Raw genomic sequence first — 24,448 nt, 5'->3', positions numbered from 1 at the left:
AGAGAACTATGCTAAGCTTAGTTTTTAGATTTGTTTTAGCCATGATACTAATACAGCTTTTGAGTATTTACGGTGATACTCATCTTTGGCAGAATGGTAGTGTCTGACTGCTTTCTGCCAACTGTGATGTTTTGCGTGTAGTGATTTAAGTAGCTGTGCTGCGTACATAACATTTTGTGAAGGGTTTAGCATATTATCAAGGTTTTGATCGAACTCCCCCGCATGCCATCGCCAGTTAATCTGCATAATACCTATATCAATATTAGTGATACCTTTGGCTAAATACTCCTTGATGATTTCTTTTGCCTCTTCTTTAGAACTGGCTTTAACAGATTTACCAGATACCCCGATTGCATAAGGTTTTAAGCCGGACTCAACGCTTGCAATAGCAGAAAGTAATCCGCTTGGAATTGCATGCTCCTTTTCTATTTTTTGTATTAGCTGTGGCATATCGGATGCCAAACAAGTCTGAGCTCCTAGAGTAATTAAAAAATATACTAAAAAGTAACGTATTAATTTGCATGATCGTACTAAACAAGGTAACATATATGTATGATATTTAACTTTTAGGTATGATATGCTAGAGAACAAGAAACAATATAGTATTTTTAAAAAACCTATCAGCAAGGATAATTTTTGGAATCTTATCTTTTGGCTTGGTATGTCTGTTGGCACTTTAGTATCTTTCTTTCTTGCTCCTAAAGCTAACTCAGGACAAGGTTTCTCATACTTGGCACTTGCAGTGTTCTTGATCACATTAATTACTGTTCCGCTAATAGTACGCTCCTGTTCCAAGGTGAACTTTGTTAAAGAAGATATCTTTGTCAATAGTGAAGGTCGAGAGTTAAAGGTACCAAAAGATCTGCCCATGGCTTTTTTTGTTATTGTTAGTACAATTGGCTCAATAATTTTAACAGGTCTTTTGCTAGATAAATATAAAGTCTCGGATCTTATTAGCATACTCATTTTTGTTCCATTATTATTTGGTATTCCTACTTTATTCTTCATCTTTAAAAACTGTCCTATTTCTATTTTATTTAATCGTAAAGTCTGGTCTGTCATGGTAAAAGTAAAGGGAAGTGCTAATAACTTTGATCACTTCCATAGTGCTACTTCCCAGACTACTAGCTCTAGTCACTCCTCTAGTTCTAATTGGCAAACTGATCCATCTTGCAATCTTTATGCAGGTAATATTTATAACCGTAATCGTTAGTATTGCTCGTCCATATCATCACCCTTTATCCTCGTTTTTACTAACGGAATCCATTAAAGCCTGTGCTTCATCTTTATCAAATGGTTTATGTGGGTCCGTATATTGAGCGACTACTTGCTGCTCTTTAGGCTCATACTGCTTTTTATTACGACTATCTAGATTATGACTAGATGGTCTACCTACTCCATCTATAAAACCACCAACAGTACCAAATTTTCCTTTACCCATTCTATCTTCTTCGTATTGATTAATTTGCAGCTGTTTTGCATATTGTTGATCACTGATGTGTTGATGAGAATCATCATACTGGCTAAGGTTATCATTGTATCTTGTATCATGCTGTGCTTTAATATTATCTCCTTTAGTTGTGATCTCTCCGCTTATCACCTCTGCATCTGTTCTAATACCATTATCTCTTGCAAATTCATCTCTTTTGCTTCCAATATTATTTTCTAACTGATGATTTTGAACAAAATTATCTACATTATTAGAACTTGCTATATTACTGCCTGCTCCTTGAATCTCTTGTAAATTTCTTTGTGCTGCAGCACCGCTTATGTCTCTGAAGATCGCTCTTGCTCTATACGTTCCTGCTGCTACTTCTCTTTGGGCTTCTATTGCTGTTCCTCCATATCTATTTTGATAAGCATTCAACACATCTTGATACATATCTTTATCAAAGTTAGCTGAGTTATTGCGTGTATGACTAATGCCTTGATTATGACTATCTATGTTGTTCTTATGCGTGCTTATGGAATTTTCTAGTCTTTCAGCTTGTTGATAAGATTCTCTTATTGAATCTTGCGTATTTTTATCAACGCCTAAACTTTCTAAGAAACTCTCAGTATTATTGGTACGCTCAGATGTACCTTGTTTTTCAATAGCAGCGGTATCATCTGAGATAGTTTTAGAACTATCTTCAGATTGCCTGCTGTTATTAATAGCTGATAATTCACCCCCAGCTGTTGCTTGAGCAGAAAATAAACCCGCCGTTAACACACTTGGTAATCCGGCACTTGTTTGTGCTTGTGTATATGCTTTAGCATTCTGCTCCCAACCATAATTATTAGAGCTGTCTAACTTATCGATCTCTTGTAATGTTTTTTGTAATTCCTTACCGTAATCAGTAGAAGTATCAATGTTATAGCCAGTGTCAGTTTTGGTATTTTGCATGATAGAGTGCAATGCCGAAGCTTCTTGAGCGACCATTTGTTCTTGTACTGTCGATAAGCTTGCTTGCTCTCCTGACATTAATTGCTGCTCTTTTCTGATACCTGCCTCATGACTTGCAATTATACCTTCACCTGCAACATAACGTGCTTCACCAGTAGAAGAGGTTTGACCACTACCACCTGAGAATACTTGCTCACCTGATTGAGTAATAAGCTCACCAGTACCATCTGCATACTGACCTCTGTTAGTGCCATCGAAATACTGCATACTAGTATCTACTTTATTTGCACTTGTATTGCCGTATTGCTGATTACCGCTACTGTAATTATCAAAGCTTTTATTGTTGGTAGCAACTTCTGATCCAACGCCTCCTGATACAGATTGCACGCCTCCAACTATATTGCCTGCTAAATGCATTATTCCGTCACCTCCAAGCTTAGTTAACCAAAACGATAAAAATGGTACTAACATCTGAAGAGATGCTGCGATAGTTACTATCGTATCTATTTTTTTGTACATTGTGGATACTGCTGCGTAACTCATTACCTGCCTTGACCCTTCAGCAAAATCACTATAAGTTTCCATGATCATATTAAGGATTGCGTTTAACGCCGGCCATAGCTGCAGCGATACAATTATGACTAGATATGTCATATATTTGGTAAAGCCGCCGCTCATTAAAATCATTGGTACAACAAATATAAATGCTCCATAGACAATGCATTTAAATACTACAAGCATTAGGGGTAGATAAATACTTGCCATATCGCTCGCAATTAAGCTGCTACTCTCATGCTGCATGCGAGCTCTTGCAACCGCATATGATCCGCTTTTAAAGTTTGAGATGGCATTAATCATCATTTGTTGTTTAAGTACATTTTCAGCACTACCTACTCTATAAGCTTTCTTAATGTTATTTTTAAAATAATGTTTCATGTATAAGCTTGCTTCTAAATCAGGGCTTTTTAAATGCCCTTTCCCGTCATAATTGAAATACGTTCCACTGTCATTTGCTTGATTAAAGCTTCTACTTGCGAATTTAACTAATATTCTTTCCTCTTCTTGCGGGAATAAATGTCGCTCAAGATATGCTGCCGCCTCTTTACAAGTCATTGATTCATATTTACGAGTTTTTGGCTCAAATAACTCAACTCGTCTGAGGCCTCCGGCATTATCTTTTACTAGCTTCCAAATATTGTCTGTTGCAAATAATTCCTCTTTTGTAAATCTGTAACCAATCATAGCAGGTAGCACTACGCATCTTTTAACGAACTGCCGCATATTATTGACGTTTACTGGATCTTTAATACGTACATTTTTAACTTCCTGTTTTAATCTTTGGCCAAACAATAGACCATAATTAAAATAATCGAATTTCTGATTACTAAATGGTCTAAAAGCTTGCTCGAAACCTCTTGTGATGATGTAGCCAAACTCTTCTAAGATTCCAACAGGGACAGCAAAAGCAAGCGGTATATGATCTACTTTTGCAGTATCTTTGGAAATATGATCCTTAATGATCATATGAGTTGATGGCAGTAACAATCCATTAACGATGATACAAAGCCCAAGAACTCTATAAATATGAGATTTAAATTGCCCAAGATGGCTGCTAGCCGCTAGCTGCACGGCATAAAAGCATCCCATGCAAAACCACACTCCTTGTACTAAATATAGGTAAGCATTACTTTGCTTGAACATGGCAATAGCTTGCAATGTGTTATACATCGCATCAATATAGCCGTATGTGTGGATCGTTAAATTCATGACTGCCTCTTATCTCAATAATTAATCTTTATTTATTGTTACTTATTTTATTATTCCGCTAATTTGCTATCTTGGTCATATTCTTCAAACTGGGTTTGAAAATAACTCTCATCTTGACGAAGCCGTGCTTTCATTTGGCTAATTAAATCATATCGCTTATAAGCTTCTGATTTTGCACGTGAGATACTTCGCATTATTTCTCTTGCATTATTTGCAAATTGCTCAAATATTCCTGTATCAGATATCTGCACATATGACAGTTCTTCTACCGCGTCTGAGGTTTTCTTAAGTAATTTAGCAAGATGTGAGGTAACTACGTCGTAACATAAATGCGTTATAAAATCATGGCTCTTGACACTGATATTTTGACTTGATTTAAAGATAGCAAGGTCCATCTCTATTTTAGGTATCAGCGGCAAACTAGAGAGATCTATTAAATCCTTTTCCTCCTCAGTAAAATCAGGGTTATCCTTGTCCTTGTAGATTTTATCAGTCATTGACTCGAGTAACGTTGAGAGCTTAGAATGAAGCGTTTCACTACTTGTAAAGGTTTTTTGCTGCTTAGTTGGATTTAAACAAAGTTTGTCTTCATTACAAACATATAAGGTAATCTGACCTGAACTTTTGTTACTTACTCCCATATATTGCTCGATCAGTTCTTGCTCAGCAAGAGAGCTGTATATTTTTGGTGGCAAACCTTTTTGTATTACGATTGTTCCTGATATACTCATTAGTAACTCTTTAAGCTCAGTAGTACCAGTTTGAGATGCTGTTTTACTAAGTGCTTTCCAAACTAAATTGAAATTCTCACCTAACTGCGTTTTAAGCTCGGGATTATGTGTTACTGGATCAGAATCACTATCTTTTTTTGCTTTCTGTACTATTTCTGCAGAATCTTTAGATTTGCCACTTAAGTATAAATCTGCCTGACGCTTTGCCTCAGCAGATTTAGCGAACTTATCCATAGCACCAGTAATGGGTGCCATCATACGTTCACAATTTACATTTAATATATCACTAACATTGCGTCCCACTGATTCTATCCATGTCATTAAATTCTCACATTGTGGACACATGGTTTTAACAAGCATGATACCGCCATATACTGATGCATTTTGTGCCATCTGTTTCATACTCTCCATCATTTCTTTACTACTGATATACGAAAATGCTCCCATTCTTAAGTCAAAATGAGCATTACAAGGAAGCCCACCTAATTTGCAAGTTGGCGGAGTAAAGTGCCCAAGTGTTATATCATCAATACCGGGAGTTTTTACAACCATAGAGCCACCAATTAAATGTCCTCCTAATTGATCCTGAATTAAAGCCGCTTTGCTACTATTTGATAATGTCCCTGATGGCATGACACTTTTCATTAAGGTTTCAATGCCAGCATATGCTGCAGCTGACTGTAGTAATGCACAAATGATCAAATACTTCATGATATTTACTTGTATTGACTTAAACTTACTCAGCATTCTTAAATCTCTCACTACTATTTGCTTTTTGCTCTAATGTAAGAGCTGATTTTAATTCATGATCTTTTAATATTTCATGAGCAAGCAACAGCTTTTCTTCAAGCTCACTAAAAGATACAGCTCCCCTTGCTATCTCAAATCTAGTCTTGCTGTCTTTGGTTACTAAAATCAAACTAGGTACTGACTCTATTCCAAGCATATTTACTAGCTCCTGATTAAAATGTGTTTTAAAATATTGTGATTCTTGTCCATTAGTACTAAGTGCCTCAGTCGCTATTTTATATTTTTGCGTGAACTGACTTACAACAGGTGCTGCCTGCAGGCTGTAAGGACAATCGCTACTAAATACAAAAAACAATTCTATTTTATCTGCAAGCTCAGCTATTTTCTCTTCTTGCACTTTCTGCTCTTCTTGCTGACGTATTTTACGCCCATAAAGATTTACTGGATTTTCTTTATGATTTATGTCATTTGGATGAAGTAAGTTCACAAGTCTATATGAATGATCTAATTTTAATGCAGCATCTAACATTTCGGCCTCTTTCTTTTTATAGGCATATACATGATCAAGATTTTCAGGATATCTAATCATCATATATTTTAGGTCATCTAACTCTTTGCTAAACGCCTCTACCTCCGCCCTTGCTATTGCTCTTTCTTGCTCTTGTTTTTGCACTTTCTCTAATTCTTGCTGTATTTCCTCATTGATTTTTTGTTGCTTGCGTTCTTCGAACCATAACCAACCTCTATATCTTTGATGCAGGAAATCATTAGCTGATACAAAGCTTGCTTGCATGCAAATAAGTAAAACAGTGACTAAGTGCTTAGTTTTGATGCATCTCATTGCTCTTCTCCTACTCTCCATCCACTTGCATTATTATTTTGATTTTGTACGTTTCCATCGAACTCTCTGATATCAGGCAAACTATTATTAATTCTTTCTTTTAAATCATTACTTTTTGGCATCTTGTATTTTGAAAAGAATTTAACTTTTAAATCTTCAATAAATTCTGTAAAATCAATCTCATCCCAATTAATTCTTTGTATCTCTTCGAGTGTTAAACCGCGGCAATCTGGGGTTTTGCCACTACCAAAACTGATCCCTAGTTGCTTTCTTGCTTGCACTTGTACTACTTTGTCAAGCAGTGTCCCAAAGCAACAATAATGGTGTTTTACAAGAGTTGTAACGCCGACCTTTTTATTGCTCTCCTTGCCCACATAAACACATAAATTCTTTTTTCTCTTCTCTATGAGTAACTGCTCATTAGGCGTGCATTTTGCTCCAAAATTACTGCCCCAACCTTTTAAACTAGCCCCGCAGCAATTGGTGTAGCTTGTAGCTTTTTTACTGCAATGATCACTACTGCCCTTAAAGAGACTAATATTTACCCCATCCCCTGCTTTCATCTGGCTTACTGCATATAATTTAGAGATAGAATCCATCATTTCACCATTGGTTAAAAACCTATGATCTACGCAATTGCCGTCTATACATGGTATCCCTTCGCAAATTATCCCTTCTTGTCCTTCTTTTTCTTGCACTCTAACTCTAGCTTTAATGCTTTCTTTAGCTGTAGGCACCCATCTTTTGCAGGAATATTCCTTCTTCCTGTTAACACAGTTTCCTAAACTATCAGTTAATAAACAGTCTCTTAGTTCTATAAAGTAACAGTGTGAATACTTACTACAATCATCCTTGCTGGGATAATCACAAGTTTTTTGATAAGAATATGCCCAACAATCACGATAAACAGGAAATCCATCAATCATCCTTGTCTCACCGCCACTGATGCAAGTTTTTACTGTATCAGAACATGGATAGTTAGTAACAAACCTTGCCGCTTCAATTGTATAATTACTTGCCAGAAATGCTACTAAACTTATTATTCTGATTAATTTACAATACATACTTCACTCCAATCCTCGTACCACTGGCTGCAAATCTCATAACTATCCCGATATTGATAACTTAAGAATGCGATGATAGATCTGTGATTATTATTTCTAGTATAACCTGTAGTGATATGTCCTATATTATCTTGGCTTACTCCTAGCTTATTGCTAATGAAAATTTTTAACGCTATTTGAACATTAGGGTCATATTCTCTAATTTTGGTGTAATACGACCAACTTCCTTTACTACCAGCTGTCATGTGCGTTACGTCCTCAACTACGTAGTCCGCAAATCTTCTATGGTTTTTCTGCTGCTCCCAACAGTCTTCAAAATACCTACCAGCCACCCAATTCTTACCCCATTTTTGATCTAATTCTTCTTCTGTGACTTCTACTTTCCGTTGTTGCCATGCTGTATACCTAATAGCCTTTTCAGAACATTTTAGGGTTAAATCCTCTCTGCAGTTATATTTATTCCTTAATTCTTCGCATAACACCTGATCATATATTGTATCGCTCCTTTCTTGCGTACGTTCTATTTCCATAAAATATTCAGGATCTCTTTCGATATTTCCTTTAACCGTCTTGCAATCCACTCCTATATCTTTAAGATTTGCTATGATACCCCCTATCATCTTAGAGCTGCCGTTTGCTATTTTCTTTGCATCCTCTAAATGTGCCTGCATGCCAGCTTTACTTAAATCCACAAACATCTCGTTGTGAAATAGATCTTTTGCCATTTCCCTTCTTGCGATGCTATCTAATTCTAATACATCTAAACTTTCTAATTTTGCTCTCTCATTTACGATCTTGCCTGAATCAGCTATAGGAGGCATCTTATTCTGACCAATTTGCTCTGATATTGCCTTTTTATCTTGCTCAACCTTTGCTTTAAACTCTTCTAGATTTGGTACGCTTCTCTCAAATAATGGGTCGACTTTATTAATATTAGTCTCTAACTGCTCATCTAAATACTGAGCAAAAGCAGCATTCGTCAGTATTTGCAATGCGAGACATAACAGCATTAATACAGAAATAGTTTTTACTCGCATCTCTCTAGCCTCTGCTTTGCTTCTTTGCTCATATCACCGCGAGTAGCAAATTCCTCTAAAGCGTATTTGATTGATACAGCTCCTTGTATAGAATCGTACTGAGTCACATCACCTGCCACATCGAACAAACTATCTACCTCTTTACTCAGTACTATCATTGGCACGTGCTGAGCGTTAAAAGAACTAAATGCTTCATCATCAATCTCAAGACCGCCTATGTCATTACCTTCAACTATCTCTTGTGCAAGCTTTAATAATTCTTTAAAGCTCCCCTTAGGTAATCCGTTAAACACTAAATGACCGCCATATCTTTGAGCTTCTTTATAGTAACTACGTAGTAAATTTAAACTCATAGAACTGCTTACAAAAATTCTAAGTCTCGTGTTATCATCATTTAAAAATGCATATGTATCTGCTACATCTAAGGTTTTGTCATTTTTAGCAGCTGCTGTATTTTTAGATATTTGCTCATATTCCTGATATTTTTCCTTCAGCCCTTTATTAACTATTTTTTGCACTTGTGCTTGTATCTTTTCAGCAAACTCAATATCCTTCTCAGATACCACAAAAAAACTTCCTAAACTGGTCGTACTAAAAACTGATAAAATTATTAATATTAACTTCCGCAGCAATTCTTTTTTCTCCATATCACATAACCAAAATCTTGCCCTTTATATGGGTATTCTTTAAAACTACTATAAAGGGTATCAGTAAGACCAACTGGCCAACAACCAATATCCTTACCACCAGTCGTTGCCTTCGGATTTACCATCTGTAGCTTGTACTGACTCTTTTTAATCTTTAAATTTTTAGACTTGCGGCATAATGGTCCATTTACTTTAGAGCTACTTGTTGAAGTTACATCAGCAAAACCTAGTCTATGCTGCTTTGCAAGAACTCTTAAAGTCAGTAAACTACTTGATTGCACTCCGCCCTCATGATCTGCATTTGCTCCGCTAAAAGGATACAGATTACCAAGACAACCTCCGCACCAGAACATACTATCTATCGGTAATTTAAGACTTGCAGCTGCACAGTCCATACTGCATGCCGCTTGCGCTATGGGATTACCGAACAAAATAGCCTCAGGATTTAATAAACTCTGTAATTTCGGATCATTCCAAGTCACATCAAACTCCGACATGTAAGCAACATCAAAACTTCCTTTTTCTAAACACGCAAAATCGGTAATTAATTCTAGCCAGTAAATTAATGGATAAGCATAGTAGTGAACATGATAGAAACTATCATGCTTATAGCTCTTATCCGCATAACTCCTATTAAAACTACTGATCCTCTTATTATCGCTACCAAGAGATACCCCACCTAAATTAGTCAAACAATATGGCGTTCTTGTGACATCTACTAAACGCACCGGCTCCCAAAAACCTATCGATATTCCAGGCGTCGGAATATTATCTTTTGTGCACATACAAATAGGACTACTTGGATTTTTAGTATCTCTCTTTTTAGGAGCTGCACCTTTACCAATATTGATGCTTCCAATGGAAATAGGTAATATGCAAGACCAGCATATATCAGTTATCGGATTGACAAATCGTCCCTGACATGTAATATTTGCAGATACTGAAAAAGGCATGAAAAGAGCCATAATCAGTATGATTAAACTTTTAGTCAATTGACCTTGAAGAGATTGCTTGGCGGCTTGCTTCAAGGTCAACCAACATTTGTGGTCTTTCATATTAAGTGCTTTTCTTTATTTAATTTTTCTTGACCTTTTGTTATTATTAATTTTAATTTATTGGTGTTAGTAGGTGTAAAGTACTATCAACTCTTTACCTACTAACGCGAGTATCATTTTGTTTCGTCTAAGCCACTAACAACTATTTTGTGTCTAATTTAAATTTTAATTTCAGATATCTTAAGTTTCTTACCATCTTGCACCACTATTGCCGGCACTTGCTCTATACCAAATTTATTTGTTAATTCCCCGCCTTGATCAAAATATAATGTTCTGCCTATATCTTCTTGTAACTCTAAGATTTTACCTCCAACGAGAATTATCCGCATTTCAAAGTTATTGACTTCCTCATTTGTCTTCTTTTTACTATTTGCTTGCGTATCCTCTAATCGTGCTTTAAGCCACTCTACTTGCTTCTGACTTCTTCCATCGATGAATATTAGCTCACGATCAAATACCATATGATCTAATGGATTCACTTTTGTACCTGCCTTATGTAATATCTTGCCGTCAGGTAGTTTAATATCCTCCGTTAATGTAAAACTTGGATCATACCAGAACTCCCTTGACTCACTTGTAGCTCTGATGCCAAGCACAGGTGCTGGCTCTAATATTTGTTGTTTTGCTATGCGTCGCATCTCTTCTTGATGTTGCTGCAAATCAAGCGTCGATAAACGATTCTTGATCATGCTGACAAATCCTTCCTCTGCTACCTTGTATGTTGCACCTCGCTTTCCAAAATCTATCCCTAGCACCGAGCTACTTAGTACCAATATTACTAATCCTAATATTAATTTCATTACTATAAGCTATCCTTTGGCTTCTTTAATCTATGTATTACTTTTTCATATACTTCTTTGCTAATAGAGTGAGTATTTCTCCCTTCAACATAATCATCTCCTACGAATATCACTCGGTTATAATTATTCTCATGCTTCATAGATTCTTCTCTAATTAAACTGATTGCCTTATTAATCTCACCAAAAAACATTCGACCTTCAGAATCTTGGCTATGCTCAACTCTTGCTTTTTCTAAATCCATGATCTCACTACGTGATACATATAATATTTGCATTTTCTCTAGAGGATTATTAAACATGCGAGAACAAATATGGCCACAGCAATAACCTATGAGAAATATCAAAAACAATATTATAATCACTGTTCTACTGATTTGAGGCTTGTGTACCTCAGCACGTAATATCTCTCCTTGAGTTGATTGCTGAGGCTCGTTATTTGATATCTGATTCTGATTCATGTTAAAATAATCTCCTCTATTGTGCTTCTGTACGCCACTTGTTCATACTCTATCTTAAATTCTGGTAGTTTCTTGCCCTTTCTTTTGATAAGTTCCCTAATAGCTGTATCCTTATCTAATCCGTTATTCTTGCATTGATGTAAAAACCCGTAATCCTCACTCTCAGTCGAATACAAGCATTCACTATATGGATCTACTACCAACCTTCCTATAACACGTAGGTTACTACCCATGAGCATGATCTCAGAATATTTATTTTCTGGATCTTTGGTAATAGTCTCGATTAATGACGTGCAATTCTTGAATTTCTCAGAATGACGCATTTGACCAATCCCCGCTGGCTCTTGACGCAACACCGCTGTCCAGCTACTATTATTTAAAATTGCTTGGTGCTTCGGTCCATTATCAAAATCTTTAAACTCCTGAACGCAAGTTATTAAACTACCACCGTATTTTCTGACAGTTCGTGCAAATGCTTCTAAAAAACCAACACTGTGGTCAATAATTCTCCATGCCTCATCGACAATTAATACAAATCTTTTACTACGATCTCCACATAGAAATTGCATTGTGATTTGCATTAATACGATTCCTAAAATGACCGATAAGAATACCTCGTCCCCTTTTATTTCTTCGAATTCAAATATAGTTAAAGGGGAATTAAATTTAGCATTCTTACCTTGCCTAAAATATCTGCCATGGACTCCGCTTGAAGTATATGGATATAAAGATATTGCAAGCTCTCTGCCCATACCATTTTCCATCTCTTCTAAAACTCTTGCATATTTATCTAAATTAAGACAGTCGCCGTACTGCTTTATTCCTTCATTTAAGCCTTTTTCAATAATTGCTTCTTTGGTATTATCACCGCTCACACCGCACATCGTAGCTATTGTAGTCTTGGCATAAATAACCGCATCTTTGGTTACAAAATGCTCACCAATCTTTAAAACCTCTATAGTCTCATTCTCTGCTATTTCTTGTTTATTATTGTCTGAAAATAATATTTCTAACCCTTCGGAAGTTAAACCAGTACGCTGCATTATTGCATCTTTGCTTTTACCTTCCCGCTTTAACTTTTGAGCCTCTAAATATACAGCTCCGCTACCTATAATCCCGTGGAATGGATTAAGTGATAAATCATTTAGTGCGTTAAATCTTAAGAACTCACTATTATTCAAGCCTTCCGCAATATTTTGATAAGATGCTCCAATATCTAGTACAAATACTTGTACATTTTGCGTCACTAAACTCGTTGCCAGCTCCTGCAGAAAAAACGATTTACCACTACCTGATGGAGCCATAACACATACATTATAGTTACCAGCTCCCCCTACCCTATAAAATGGATTCCAGTTAAACATCTCACCTTTACGACCAAGTAATAATACACCGCTTCTATTAATACCTTTCCATTCCCCATGAATCGGTAATTTAGCAACTACCTCACTTGCAGGTACGTTTTTTACTAATTGAAAGAATTTTAAAGATTTCCAAAACGCTGCTTGCTGCATTGGCAGTATCGATAATAGGCCTACAAGATGTAACTTGTCATTTCGTGCTAATTGAAAATCTAAACTGTTATAATGGCTAAGTAGCTTTTCCTCCGCTATTTCCACAGCATTTTTTGTAGTTGTGATAAATATTTGAAAATTCTCAGTTAAAAATTTCTCACCATTCTTATTGCGATCAATTAAGACTTTCCACCACTTCGCTTCATTTTGCAGACTAATGTCATGTCTTGTGTACCATTTCTCTGATGCATGAATACTACGAAGACCTTCTGAAATTATCTTTCCTTCATCTGCCTTATTAATATTATTGGCTATACTGTAACTTATTATTAATCTTGCAGGGAATCCTCCTTCAAGATCAGGTCCAAGAAGCGATACCATATCGTTAATCCCAAAACTCTCAGGTAATTTCTTGAGATAATATCCTCTTGTCACTAAATCAGTTTTTAAATGCTTGATCTCTTCTTCAGTAATGCTTGCCTCGTTAATCCCTTCCAATATCTGATCCGATAAACGATCGAGTAAATTATGCTTATTAGCATTATTTTTTGTATGACTGCTATTATCAGAGCTGTTCGTGTCCACTCGCTCTTGTGATGATAAAGGCGTAAGCTGCATATTAACCAAGTCATTAACAAGATATTTTAAATCAGCAACATCGCAGCTACGAGTATTGAGCTTAATTGATATAAATTTCTTAAGTAGCTTTTCTTTAAACTTAACGAGTAACTCTAATTTAGAGTTATTGCCGTCAACACCTCGCATGCTACAACTAACATAAGTTTTCCAATCTCTTCCTATGCGTCCATCACTATTACCTATATCTCTTGCTCTCTCTCTTAAAAAAGCCTCACGATATTTTGTAATTCTATCTAACATAGGATCATTATGAGCTATTCTTCCCTTCTTCCATAAACTAAACTTGTCTTCAATATTATTACTGCCTACTACTAAAAACTGCATGTAAACCCCTTCAGGAATCTCATTATTGAAAAAAAGATTTAAGTTCTTCTCAAGTAGCTCATTGCTACCTACTCTCATTGAAATTTCTGTCAGAAAACCAGCAATCCCATCATCGTTAAAAAATATGCCAATACCAGCTACATAGCTTTTATAATGCAGAAAATCTTTTAGTGGCACTGCTCCTAAAAAATTATTCTCAAGATGCTGGTTCAAACGCTTTGTTGAAGTTTCCTTCATCGCGCTTGACGCAAAACCGCAATAATCTTCTACTTTCTCTATCAACCTTCCAAGTACCATCTCTTACCTTAAATCCTCAAGTTTTAATTCTGGCTTCATATCATTTTGATCCTGCGTATAGCATTTACCGCCCTTGCATCTCTTCTTTTGCTTTACAACTCTTTCAATCTGCCCACTATCTATTTGTGCGTTAACTAGACTTACTGGCATGCAATTCAGTCCCCTTGCATCTGGACAACCAAAATGACTGCTATATGTAGAGCATCCGCTAATGCTGAACGCAATTAATAACATTGATCCTAACTTAATGTTTTTTACTAGTTTTTTAATATTCTTCATAATCCTCCGCCTGTACTTGCTTATTAATCTTGCGGGCTTTGGCAATTTTCTGCTGCATGCCAACTTCGCCTAAGAAAAATCCTTTAGTAAATATAACATCCACCTTAACGCCACCAGGAACGGTAAGTACTGGCGACATCTGCTCAGCAAGTCTTAAATAGTAATCTGCTATCTTCTCACCTGCATTACTTCCACCATTTAAAAGTCCTTGACCTGCTACATCCTTAAAGCCTTGACGCTTTGTGTTTACAGCTCCAAGTGATGTGAGAGTTAATCCTTCAATCCCTTTACTACTTGATGCAAGACCACTTAACATTGAGCCAATAAAAGCATTTTTAATATGCTTACTACTTGTAGCAATTACCTTACCCTTAATACCATTCATACCATCATCGCCATGTACTACACCTATAACGTCACTGGTAGTTACTAACTCTGTTTTGGGGTCAATACAGATTAATTTCTCAGCACGAATAATTACTCTTTCACTAGAGAGATCCCCGTAACTGCTACCTTGCACTCTACATTTACTAATATCTACATTAATATTCTTTGGTAAATTGCCTCTGTTACTAAGTCTTATTACTACCGGTGTTGCGTTTTCACTGGCCGTATTAATCCCAGTAGAAGTTACAATGCCTCCTAAAGTATAACCACTTACAAAACTAGTCTCCGGTATATAATCACGTATGTCTTTTGGCTTGTCCCATTGCACATTACTGCCAATCTTAATTGAGCTAACCTCTCCTCCTCTAATTATCGCCTCTTGTTCGTATTTGTTACTCTCAGCAATATCACTGACTCTTTTAAGCTCAAGTGCTGCACTTCTTAATTCATCTTGAGCAAATTTTAATTGTTCAGCCATTTTTTGCATCTCTTGATCCCGATGCTTACGCTGCTCCTCTTCCTTAGCACGCATATCATGTATGACTTTTTCTACTTTTTCTTGTAACTCATGCTGACTATTACGAAGTTTATCTTCAAAGTGATTTTGCCATATCTTGTTGCCATCCATCGCATCATACGAGGTGCCAATATTACGTCCCACATCCTTGATTTTTTCCTCATGCTTAATCTTACTACTACTTCCGCTTTGCAATTTCATAGCAACGCCAAGCACACCAAAAATTATTAAGCATATATATAACCATCTTCTCTCTTGTGCTCTGCGGTACGTACTAACGCTTATGTTTTCTATTAGCTCACTTTCAGATGATGTTAAATTTGATCTTTGCTTTCTGAGATTTTTAAATATTTCTTTTAAATTAATCACTCTCAACCTCCTTCAAGGCAATTAACACGCAGCAATTACGACCAGGACGTAATATGCTACAATTTTTCCTGATCATTACATGCTCACCTTCAAATATCTGATTTAACATACAATCAGTAAGCTCTATATCTTTGCCCTTTTTAAATATCCCAGATGAAATGTTAGTAATAGTAAGTTTTGCTCCGACATAAGGACCATATCTATATGACATATCTTGTCTTATTTTTAGTCCTTGAGATTCTAATGCATGAATCTCTCTCTTGCTTGGATCTACAATGTATTTATCAGGCTTATCAGAGTTCATATATCGCATTAATCTTGCTATTTCTTGATTATCAGTATTTTTCTCATAACAATTTTTCTTCTCTTCTATAAAGATTATCTGTCCTGTGCTACCAGCTACTCTTAAACTAAGATCAATGGTGCGACCTCCTGCATCTATAACCGACATTTCTATATCTTCACCAATAGCTGCAAGAGGCGTAATAAATAGGTTCTTACCTACAGCATCTTGCAATATCTTGTATTTTGTGCTATCGCCTATCACTTCAATAATAGACTTTCCTGAAAACCATATTCTGTTTAAATGGTCCTTGCTAATTACTGCCTTAATTCTACTTCCTTGTTTTAAACAATATGTTTGTTCTGCAAATGAGGTGCTGCTCATTAAAATAGTACATGTGTATAGTATTATTGCTCTAATTATTCTCATAATGTCCACCTCTCTGATTGACCATTTCTTCTATCTTATGCATATGCTCCTCTTCCTCTTTTACTAACGCCTCTTTTTTCTTAAGCTCTTCTTCACTTTCAATATGATGAAATTCCTTTAATCTAAGAGTACTGCCTACTAAATCATAACTTAAAAAATATGAAGTCTCTTTAACGTCAATGCCGTGATCCCCAAACTTCGTAGTTAACACTCCTTTAGCAATCACACTATTATCTGATGAATTAACTTCTAAAGATTTAACTGCAAAATAGGTAGATAAACCAAACTGCTTATATTGCTCCTTAACGTGCGAGAAATACTGTCTGATCTCTTTCATATATTTGCTGCTGCTGTGGCTTATATATTTACTGATTAAAGCTTCCTTATAGCCTACTACGTCTTTGTTCAAATCAAGCAGCATTGATAAATACATTAAACTTACCTCTTCTATATAACTCTCTGATACCCTCCCCTGCCCTAGCCATACTTCTTGCGAAAGACCAGGAACTAATATTGTCTTATCTCGAGTGGTAATTAGCTTTAATGTTAAGCCACAGCAAATGAAACTAAGCATCAAGGTTAAAATTAAAAATAAACCTCTTTGCTTAGTAAGCATCTTTGCTTGATCGCTTAATATTTTTTCTTGCATGGTTATTATTTATTTACTTATAAATGTTAGTGTTAATATTTTTGTTATTTACTCTTGAATTCTAGCTCTTTAACCTTTTTAAAATATTCTACGTTGGTATGATAAAGGTATATGCTTGCCAAGAAAAACTCTTGCACCAAGCCATCGCCAATACAAGCTCTTTTGAATATTGCCAAGTCTATACTCCTTCATTAAAAAACTACCTAATACCGCACCAACAACGCTAGCAGCTACACCAAAAAATAAGTTCTTTAACGCCCAAACAGTAATACCTGCCGTACAACTACCAATAATTACTCCAATTGATATATTAAAAAATCGCGTCTCTTTGTTTAAACATTCATTGAATCTTACTTTGGTCATGGCTTATTTACTCTTGGTACTGTTATATTGCGCTTAGATACCGCTCATGGCTTTAATAACTTCTATTACGCCGTATCCTCCTAAAAAGCCAATACCAGCTACTTTCGATCTCTCTCTTAAGTCACCTTGCGTACCAAGTGCTAAACCTCCTCCTGCTGCTATACCAATAATCACTGAAACCCAATCTTTAAATGCCTTAGCTACGGGTGTGATTATGCTATCTCCAATCTGCTTACTTAAATCCCATGCTGCGTTCGCATCTACGGCTATTAATAATGCAACACCTACTATTGCGGTATATTTTATTTTGTTAGATTGGTTTTTAATGCTATTCATTACTTCTTTGGTTCTCATATTAATTTTACTCCTGTTGTTTTGATTGATTATTCATTAATGTTGAATGATTTTAATTACACAAAATACGTAACAAGTTGGATATAGTAGTGCTAAATAACTACTTTCATCTTCTGGATAGGGTGGTTTTGTATTGCTTGTTGTTGTTTGATGGTTTAATTGATGCTCAAAGAGCTTGATTTTTTGATTTGTTTGGTTTAGCATGAGACTACCTCAATGGTTGTTAAAAATGTTCGCATTTTTAGCGATTTTGTGACTCTTAAGTAAGTATTAGTCGTCAAACTTTGCTACTTACTTAAGAGATAAATAAAACTCTTCTTTTTAATTCTTCATCATCTTCATAAATCTTTATTTCGTTTTTTCTTAATTTTTTTAATCATATACTTAAATATTAAACACAACTAAACTGATAAGTCAAATAATAGTTTCCATATTTCATGATAATATCAATTATTCTATAAATTAAATTATTGGTTATATTTTATTTACTTTTTTTCTTATTAACTATAGTAATATATCTACTCTTAACATGCAATAGTTTTTTTACATAAAAAGCTTTTTATTATAAGGTTTTAGGGCTTTTCTTTGCAAAAATAACACAATATAATATTGTTAACCAAAGTGTTTATCTTTTAGTTGTTTTATAATGTTAGTATTTCATCCGTTTACAGATTAAACTATATCTAGTGTCTTACATCTAAGCCTATTCACTTCTTAACTTTTCTAATATTTCAGATAGTTTTTGTTGTTTAGCAAGCAACCTTGCTTGTAGTTTGTAAAACTCCTCTAATGCTCCATGATCTTTTAGTGTTGTCATTATTTCTGATCTTTTGTCGTCTGCATTTCTAATTGTAGTATCTAAATCTTCTATTCTGTTACGGAGTGATACCGTATCGGCTCTTAAGAAGCGTTCTCTGTCTTTTACTATTTTTTCGTGGAATGTTCTTACTTCTTGAAGCGTTTTCTTTACATTTTGACTAAAATGTACCCCTAATTGTTCGTATAAATAATCTAATTCAGTGTCAGCTGGAGGTTTTTTGTATTCTACTGACTGCATTGAGCTTTCTAAATACTGCTGGAGAATTGCTTTTTTGTTTACTGCCGAGTGCATGATGCGTGTACATTCGTCCGCCTCTTCTTGAAGTTCCTTGTACTGAGCGTGTACTTTGAACTTAGATAGTTCTTTTTTATCTCTTTCTATTTGGGACTCTAATGCTTCTTTCTTTGCCTTTAATACTTCTACATTAGAGTTAATTGTATCATTCGTTCTTAGCATAGCTTCTTGCTCACAATTAAATTTTCTTCCATATCTATTAACGCTAATTTAGGATAAGGGAATCTAGGAATAGCCTTGTATACAGCATATAGATAGGGTTTATTAGTTTCTTACTAGTTTAAATTATTACTTTTTTGTGCAATATATCGTTTTATAACAAAAAATTAATGACTAATGCCTTGTATCGCCTGTAAGTATCAGGTTTTTATTGCTCTCTTATCCTAAACTGGCGTTATTAGTCCAAAACAAAACAACAAATCTAAACCTAAAATGAAGCGTTCATATGTTGCAATACTAGGTATATTTTTGGCACGATCCCATAAATGAGTAATTCTTCTCTCTTTGCCTAAAATACTTAATAGGTCAATACCAACTCTTAGTAACGTATCTTCTTCCTCAATAAATTTCGTTGGTAATATCATCGTAATACCTCAGAAGATTTATTTTTGCTGTGACTTGCCGATACTACACATGACTTGAAGGTTTTAGCAGAAACACCATTGTCGTTAGCGTAAGACTGCTTGCCACATAGTGTGCCTTTGATCCGATCAGCTACACAATGCGCAATATAACTACCTACTTTCTTTGACTCTTCTATAGCTTTCTGCTTTACATAATTCTCAACCCCTCCAGCTTTTAAGCTTTCTAACACAATATTGAACCCCAATTTGCCACCTGCTTTTAGTACATCTTTAATTTTTCCTGATGCTCCCTTAGAATTATTCTTGCTATTTTCTTCCTCAAAACTCTTATAGCCTATGTTCTTCATGATTTCAGTAAGCTCTTTTAAGGATTTGCCTCCATCTGCTTCTTTTAAATATGCCTCATGATGCAACTCAATATGCTGCTCTGCTGTTTTCTTGATATATGACTCAAACTCTTTGTATTTAGGATCAGTTAGACATTTCTTAGTTAATAGCAGTATTTTCTCTCTTTCCTTGTCTCGGCATTCAAGTGCTGGCTCTATATGCTCTTCTAATATCTTTTTATATCTTGCAATCTGTGCTTCATGGTGCTTAATTTGCTCGAGCTTTGAGTCAGTAGCATTATTAATCGCCTCTTCGTCTAACTTCTCTGCTAATCCTGATTTAGCTAGCCCTTCTCCTGTAACTCTTGTTATTTCTGCTCCTTGTTGCTTCGTACTACTGATCAAATCTTGTGCTTGCGGCTCTACTTCTAATGATAGATCTACAGCTTGACCTTGATTTTTTGCTACCTCCTTCATCATCTCTTCATATTTGCCTTTCGTTACTGGCAAGGTGTAAATTTCCCCGCCATGCTCTATATATCCTATAGATTCTTTATTACTACCTAAAAACTTAATGGGCTTCGGACTACTTACCTCTTTAAGCTTTGGTACTCCATTTGGCTTTGGTGTTGCCTCGTAATGTGCTGTAAAATATACTGCCCTTTCAAGTGATGGAGCTTTTCCGTCCTTGTCTCTTGCAACTAGCGACAAGTGCATAGTGCCGCTTGCCGGCTCGTGCAGCTCTACTGGAAAATCTATAGTTCTGTAAGAATTAACTATTACAGTACTACCATCTTGCTTGCTGATCGTTAGCGGACTTGTTGTGTGTGTTTGCTCCTTTAAGGTACATATCTCATCTCCAACACCATTTTGAATTATCTGTGACCTTGTGTTAATGCTAGCTACCCCACTCCAATCCATTGGCTTAAAGCCTCCTTGGTAGTGCTCAGCAGAAAAGCTTGTGTGAATATTTCTATAGCCTACTATCTCTATTTCCTCCATTGCAGCTTTCACTTTCTCGTTTTCAAGTGCACTACTTACAAGCGTACGCCTCTCATTGTTAAGATGCATCAAGAACTTCTTAAATCTCTCATCATCTAAAGTATGCTCCTCTAACTCATGATGCCTTGTACTGAAATATAACCGCAGTTGTTCTCTCTGCTTCTGCAGTATCTCTTTGCGTATGCTTTCCGTAATTGGATCTACTCCTTCAGAATTTAAACTGATTCCTACTCCACTCATACCAAATGATACGCTATCTTGTGCCGTAGTCTCTTCTGTTACTTGCTCTTGCATACCAATATCACTATTGTCAGTCTTAGTATGATTTACCTCTTTACTACCTCGATAATTATATTTTTGCTCAAATTCTTCTAATAACTCAGCTGCACTTTTTTCGTCAGTATTATGATTGTTTTGCATTTTCTTAAATCCAATTCATTAAAAATATTATTTATGCTGAAAAATGGGTTAAAACCCATAAACCTACAGTAAGGTTTAGTGGTCTCCTAAAATATCTACCTGCTTCAGTTGATCACACTTAAACTCACAAGCTGGAAATTCCAATACTCTTAAGCTTAATTCTTGCATGACGTATGCTTTCTTGTGCATCACGTCTTCGATATCCTGCCTTAAATTATCATCACCTGCATAGCGTGATATATATCCTGATATCGATAATTTCTTCATACGCTCTGTTAAACTTGCACTACTTATATTACTGCTCTTACCTGCCTCGCAGTCATTAACTACTACCCCTTTCTTTTGCTCAATTAGATTTGCTACGCTTTTAAAATCATAGCCTTGGGCTCTTAAACCTTCGAATTCTTCACTAATCCCTTTGACTGCTTCTGCTTTTGTATGTGCTACTACTTGCTTGCCTATCTCATCCGCAAATCTTGCATAGATTAACTTCCTCACAGCCACCCAGTCTATAGCGCCCTCTTTCTGTACCCCACCAAAATCACCACAACTATTTGTCGCTTTAACATCAACAAATTCTGATAATTTCTTCTTAAAGATGAACTCATGACTTGCATCCTCAAACCTTTCAGATTTACTAGGATTTAGGTACTTATCTATTGCTTTAATACTGCTAACTGCTAAAGCCTTAATATTGCTCGTACTTTTTAATATTTTACTTACTGCTTTTTCTATTTTAAACATTGTTATTCCTTATTTATTGTTTGTTAATTAAAGTATATGAGAGGGGCTGGTTGCCCCCTCATACTCCCCTACTATATCTGTAAAAGAAAAACTAAAAAACTCTATTTTCATCAATTAATACTTAAAGCACTACTCTTGCTCTATATTGCTTGCCAAATTTACGAATAAGGATATTTCTATTATGTTTTGCAATACCATAATAGGGACGTAATTTAACCGCTTTTTCTAAAGCAATTCTTGCCTCCTCTAATCTTCCAAGCTCATACAGACACTTGCCTTTATTATTATAGGATTTTGCGTCACGAGGTCTTAAGCTTATTGTATTGTCGTAAGCCTCAATTGCCTCCTCTAATCTTTTAAGTCGATATAGACACTGACCTTTGTTGTAGTATCTTGATGCCGCATTAGGATTTAACTCTATAGCCTTATTCAAATTGTTAATGGCCTCTTCATATTTTCCAAGATATAGGAGGCAAATAGCTTTATCATGAGGCTCTAGCTCTTTAGATTTCTCACAATTTCTAATAGCGGCTTCATACCTAGAATGCTCAAGCTTAATACTAATCTCGTGTTGCATCGCCTGCACTTCCTAGCTTTTCAATGACAATAGTTCTGTTATTAATTGCTACCGCAAAATCAGGCTTTAATTCTATCGACTTATTATACGCTTTAATTGCTTCTTCATATTCCCCAAGATTAAATAAACTAGTACCTTTATTGTTATAGATGTCAGCATCATCAGGCTTTAACTCGATAGCTTTTTCATAAGCTATTATTGACTCCTCATACTCCCCAATATTGTATAGACTAATTCCTTTATTGTAATAGCTCTCAACATAGTCAGGTTTTAACTTTATAGCTTTATTATACTCCTTAATTGCCTCTTCATATTTTCCAAGTTTGTAGAAACTATTGCCCTTGTTGTAGTAGCTGCAAGCATCATTCGGATTTAATTCTATCGCCTGGTTGTAGCACTTAATTGCTTCTTCATATTTTTCAAGATCACTCAAACTAGTACCTTTGTTATTAATTACTACTGCATCATTCGGATTTAATTCTATAGCCTTATTATACGCTTTAATTGCTTCTTCATATTGCCCAAGATTAAATAAACTAGTACCTTTGTTGTTATAGATATCAGCATCATCAGGCTTTAACTCGATAGCTTTTTCATAAGCTATTATTGACTCCTCATACTCCCCAATATTGTATAGACTAATTCCTTTATTATAATAGCTCTCAACATAGTCAGGTTTTAACTTTATAGCTTTATTATACTCCTTAATTGCCTCTTCATATTTTCCAAGTTTGTAGAAACTATTGCCCTTGTTGTAGTAGCTGCAAGCATCATTCGGCTTTAATTCTATAGCCTTATCATATTCCACTAATGCTTCTTCATATTTTTCAAGATCGAAGAAACTATTTCCTTTATTATTGTACGCATCAGCATATTCAGGATTTAAGCTTATAGATTTATCGTAGCATTCAATCGCCTCTTCATATCTTCCAAGGAATGCTAGACTATTTCCTTTCTTATAGTATAAAACATCCTCATCAGGTTTTAACTTTATAGCTTTATTATACTCCTTAATTGCCTCTTCATACCTTCCACGCAAGGCTAAAGCCTGCCCTGCATCATAGTATTTTTTTGCCGCTTGATGCTTCTCAAATTCATTTTTTTCTTTCATGATATTCCTCATCTTTTCTGTTGTTTTAATTAATAACTACTGCAGATATACGATAATTCGCCATGCACCGCACATAACCTTAAATAACTAGCTGCAGGAATAAAATATTCTTGCGTTTCTTTTATTGTTTTAGTAATTTTTGGCTGCGGCTTATAGTAGATAGTTCGTAGATTATCCAAACGATCAAATAGCTTAATTATTAATATTTCATCTCTGCCACTGATGCGTAGATTTTCAACCATCACGCCACTGCTTATTTTTTCGCCACCTCCCTTAATCCTTGTTAAATACTCCACGTTACCTGCTATATTGCTGCCAAATATTGCTGCTATTTCCTCATAAGTAAGGTCTGTATCTTCTAATGTGTCATGTAGTATCGCTGTCACCAAAATATCTGTTCTAAACAAATAGTCTGATACTAAATACGCTACCTCCAAAGGATGACTATAAAACGGCTCTCCTGAATGTCTAAACTGCCCCTCATGATATTTTTTGGTACAAGAAATAGCCTTTTTAATCTGCTTAATATCCACCAAAGTTTTTCCTTGGCTTTCTGCTCTTCTATTAAATCTAACCAGCTTATCTATAAGACGGTTGGTATAGATACAATTACCTTGTGTCATGTTTCAC

At 35.5% G+C, this 24,448-nt stretch carries 24 protein-coding genes and 1 pseudogene; 1 reads left to right on the top strand and 24 read right to left on the bottom strand.

The genetic code is table 11. The annotated features are described in order from the left end of the window. Positions 1-24: 24 nt before the first annotated feature. The gene (locus REIS_RS11560; RefSeq protein ID WP_008581586.1) at positions 25-450 is read right to left on the bottom strand and encodes a transglycosylase SLT domain-containing protein; all 426 of its coding nucleotides are present in this window, start codon (positions 448-450) and stop codon (positions 25-27) included. A gap of 127 nt (positions 451-577) precedes the next feature. Here REIS_RS11560 and REIS_RS10050 point away from each other — a divergent pair, with 127 nt between their 5' ends. Next, positions 578-1,213: a hypothetical protein gene (locus REIS_RS10050; RefSeq protein WP_008581585.1), complete on the top strand. Its 636-nt coding sequence runs from the start codon at positions 578-580 to the stop codon at positions 1,211-1,213. Between the two features lie 18 nt (positions 1,214-1,231). Here REIS_RS10050 and REIS_RS10045 read toward each other — a convergent pair whose 3' ends face one another. The 23 genes and pseudogenes from REIS_RS10045 to REIS_RS09935 form a co-directional block, all read right to left on the bottom strand. Next, on the bottom strand, positions 1,232-4,153 hold the full coding sequence (locus REIS_RS10045) for a conjugal transfer protein TraG N-terminal domain-containing protein (RefSeq protein ID WP_008581583.1): 2,922 nt from the start codon (positions 4,151-4,153) through the stop codon (positions 1,232-1,234). 50 nt (positions 4,154-4,203) lie between these two features. Further along, positions 4,204-5,646, bottom strand: coding sequence for a conjugal transfer protein TraH (locus REIS_RS10040; protein ID WP_160143011.1), 1,443 nt, complete (start codon positions 5,644-5,646; stop codon positions 4,204-4,206). After that, the gene (traF, locus tag REIS_RS10035) at positions 5,621-6,475 is read right to left on the bottom strand and encodes a conjugal transfer protein TraF (protein ID WP_008581579.1); all 855 of its coding nucleotides are present in this window, start codon (positions 6,473-6,475) and stop codon (positions 5,621-5,623) included. The genes REIS_RS10040 and traF overlap by 26 nt, the downstream gene beginning before the upstream one ends. Next, on the bottom strand, positions 6,472-7,539 hold the full coding sequence (gene traN / locus REIS_RS10030) for a conjugal transfer protein TraN (RefSeq protein WP_008581578.1): 1,068 nt from the start codon (positions 7,537-7,539) through the stop codon (positions 6,472-6,474). Before traN ends, traF begins: the two co-directional genes overlap by 4 nt. Beyond that, positions 7,524-8,576: a hypothetical protein gene (locus tag REIS_RS10025; RefSeq protein ID WP_008581576.1), complete on the bottom strand. Its 1,053-nt coding sequence runs from the start codon at positions 8,574-8,576 to the stop codon at positions 7,524-7,526. The genes traN and REIS_RS10025 overlap by 16 nt, the downstream gene beginning before the upstream one ends. Further along, positions 8,567-9,223 (bottom strand): type-F conjugative transfer system pilin assembly protein TrbC, encoded by a 657-nt coding sequence (gene trbC / locus REIS_RS10020; protein WP_008581574.1) that lies wholly within the window; start codon positions 9,221-9,223, stop codon positions 8,567-8,569. The genes REIS_RS10025 and trbC overlap by 10 nt, the downstream gene beginning before the upstream one ends. Beyond that, positions 9,193-10,278 carry a conjugal transfer pilus assembly protein TraU gene (traU, locus tag REIS_RS10015; protein WP_008581572.1) on the bottom strand — a complete coding sequence of 362 codons (1,086 nt, stop codon included), beginning with the start codon at positions 10,276-10,278 and terminating at the stop codon, positions 9,193-9,195. Before traU ends, trbC begins: the two co-directional genes overlap by 31 nt. 158 nt (positions 10,279-10,436) lie before the next feature. Then, positions 10,437-11,078 (bottom strand): conjugal transfer protein TraW, encoded by a 642-nt coding sequence (locus tag REIS_RS10010; protein ID WP_008581570.1) that lies wholly within the window; start codon positions 11,076-11,078, stop codon positions 10,437-10,439. A gap of 2 nt (positions 11,079-11,080) precedes the next feature. Further along, complete coding sequence (locus REIS_RS10005; RefSeq protein WP_008581568.1) at positions 11,081-11,536, bottom strand: hypothetical protein; 456 nt, start codon at positions 11,534-11,536, stop codon at positions 11,081-11,083. Continuing rightward, the gene (locus REIS_RS10000; protein ID WP_206740596.1) at positions 11,533-14,250 is read right to left on the bottom strand and encodes a TraC family protein; all 2,718 of its coding nucleotides are present in this window, start codon (positions 14,248-14,250) and stop codon (positions 11,533-11,535) included. The genes REIS_RS10005 and REIS_RS10000 overlap by 4 nt, the downstream gene beginning before the upstream one ends. 63 nt (positions 14,251-14,313) lie before the next feature. Further along, entirely contained in the window at positions 14,314-14,460 is a 147-nt protein-coding gene (locus REIS_RS15175; RefSeq protein ID WP_206740595.1) for a hypothetical protein, read from the bottom strand. 115 nt (positions 14,461-14,575) lie between these two features. Beyond that, positions 14,576-15,862 (bottom strand): TraB/VirB10 family protein, encoded by a 1,287-nt coding sequence (locus REIS_RS09990; RefSeq protein WP_008581561.1) that lies wholly within the window; start codon positions 15,860-15,862, stop codon positions 14,576-14,578. After that, positions 15,855-16,574: a type-F conjugative transfer system secretin TraK gene (locus tag REIS_RS09985; protein WP_008581560.1), complete on the bottom strand. Its 720-nt coding sequence runs from the start codon at positions 16,572-16,574 to the stop codon at positions 15,855-15,857. The genes REIS_RS09990 and REIS_RS09985 overlap by 8 nt, the downstream gene beginning before the upstream one ends. Further along, positions 16,561-17,223 carry a TraE/TraK family type IV conjugative transfer system protein gene (locus tag REIS_RS09980; RefSeq protein WP_008581557.1) on the bottom strand — a complete coding sequence of 221 codons (663 nt, stop codon included), beginning with the start codon at positions 17,221-17,223 and terminating at the stop codon, positions 16,561-16,563. The genes REIS_RS09985 and REIS_RS09980 overlap by 14 nt, the downstream gene beginning before the upstream one ends. 78 nt (positions 17,224-17,301) lie before the next feature. Beyond that, the gene (locus REIS_RS09975; RefSeq protein WP_008581555.1) at positions 17,302-17,586 is read right to left on the bottom strand and encodes a lipoprotein; all 285 of its coding nucleotides are present in this window, start codon (positions 17,584-17,586) and stop codon (positions 17,302-17,304) included. A 33-nt stretch (positions 17,587-17,619) separates the two neighbouring features. Continuing rightward, positions 17,620-17,940 carry a hypothetical protein gene (locus tag REIS_RS09970; RefSeq protein WP_037214628.1) on the bottom strand — a complete coding sequence of 107 codons (321 nt, stop codon included), beginning with the start codon at positions 17,938-17,940 and terminating at the stop codon, positions 17,620-17,622. A gap of 703 nt (positions 17,941-18,643) precedes the next feature. After that, positions 18,644-19,216, bottom strand: coding sequence for an ABC-three component system protein (locus tag REIS_RS09965; protein WP_008581552.1), 573 nt, complete (start codon positions 19,214-19,216; stop codon positions 18,644-18,646). Positions 19,217-19,437: 221 nt separating this feature from the next. Next, a complete protein-coding gene (locus REIS_RS09960) occupies positions 19,438-19,638 on the bottom strand; it encodes an ABC-three component system middle component 6 (protein WP_037214629.1) in 201 nt (66 codons plus the stop codon). A 683-nt stretch (positions 19,639-20,321) separates the two neighbouring features. Beyond that, positions 20,322-21,386 (bottom strand): annotated as a pseudogene (locus REIS_RS17800) (Sca4 family spreading effector); the annotation flags it as partial. A gap of 75 nt (positions 21,387-21,461) precedes the next feature. Beyond that, complete coding sequence (locus REIS_RS09950; RefSeq protein WP_008581548.1) at positions 21,462-22,130, bottom strand: hypothetical protein; 669 nt, start codon at positions 22,128-22,130, stop codon at positions 21,462-21,464. Between the two features lie 121 nt (positions 22,131-22,251). Beyond that, on the bottom strand, positions 22,252-22,707 hold the full coding sequence (locus tag REIS_RS09945) for a tetratricopeptide repeat protein (protein WP_008581547.1): 456 nt from the start codon (positions 22,705-22,707) through the stop codon (positions 22,252-22,254). Continuing rightward, positions 22,691-23,818: a tetratricopeptide repeat protein gene (locus REIS_RS09940; protein ID WP_008581546.1), complete on the bottom strand. Its 1,128-nt coding sequence runs from the start codon at positions 23,816-23,818 to the stop codon at positions 22,691-22,693. Before REIS_RS09940 ends, REIS_RS09945 begins: the two co-directional genes overlap by 17 nt. Positions 23,819-23,847: 29 nt before the next feature. Continuing rightward, the gene (locus REIS_RS09935) at positions 23,848-24,441 is read right to left on the bottom strand and encodes an HD domain-containing protein (protein ID WP_008581545.1); all 594 of its coding nucleotides are present in this window, start codon (positions 24,439-24,441) and stop codon (positions 23,848-23,850) included. Positions 24,442-24,448 lie beyond the last annotated feature (7 nt).

Origin of the sequence: Rickettsia endosymbiont of Ixodes scapularis (genome assembly GCF_000160735.1) — a bacterium.
Classification (GTDB): Bacteria; Pseudomonadota; Alphaproteobacteria; order Rickettsiales; family Rickettsiaceae; genus Rickettsia; species Rickettsia tamurae.
The sequence above is the reverse complement of the archived record's forward strand: the minus strand, read 5'-3'. Positions and strand labels throughout refer to the sequence as shown.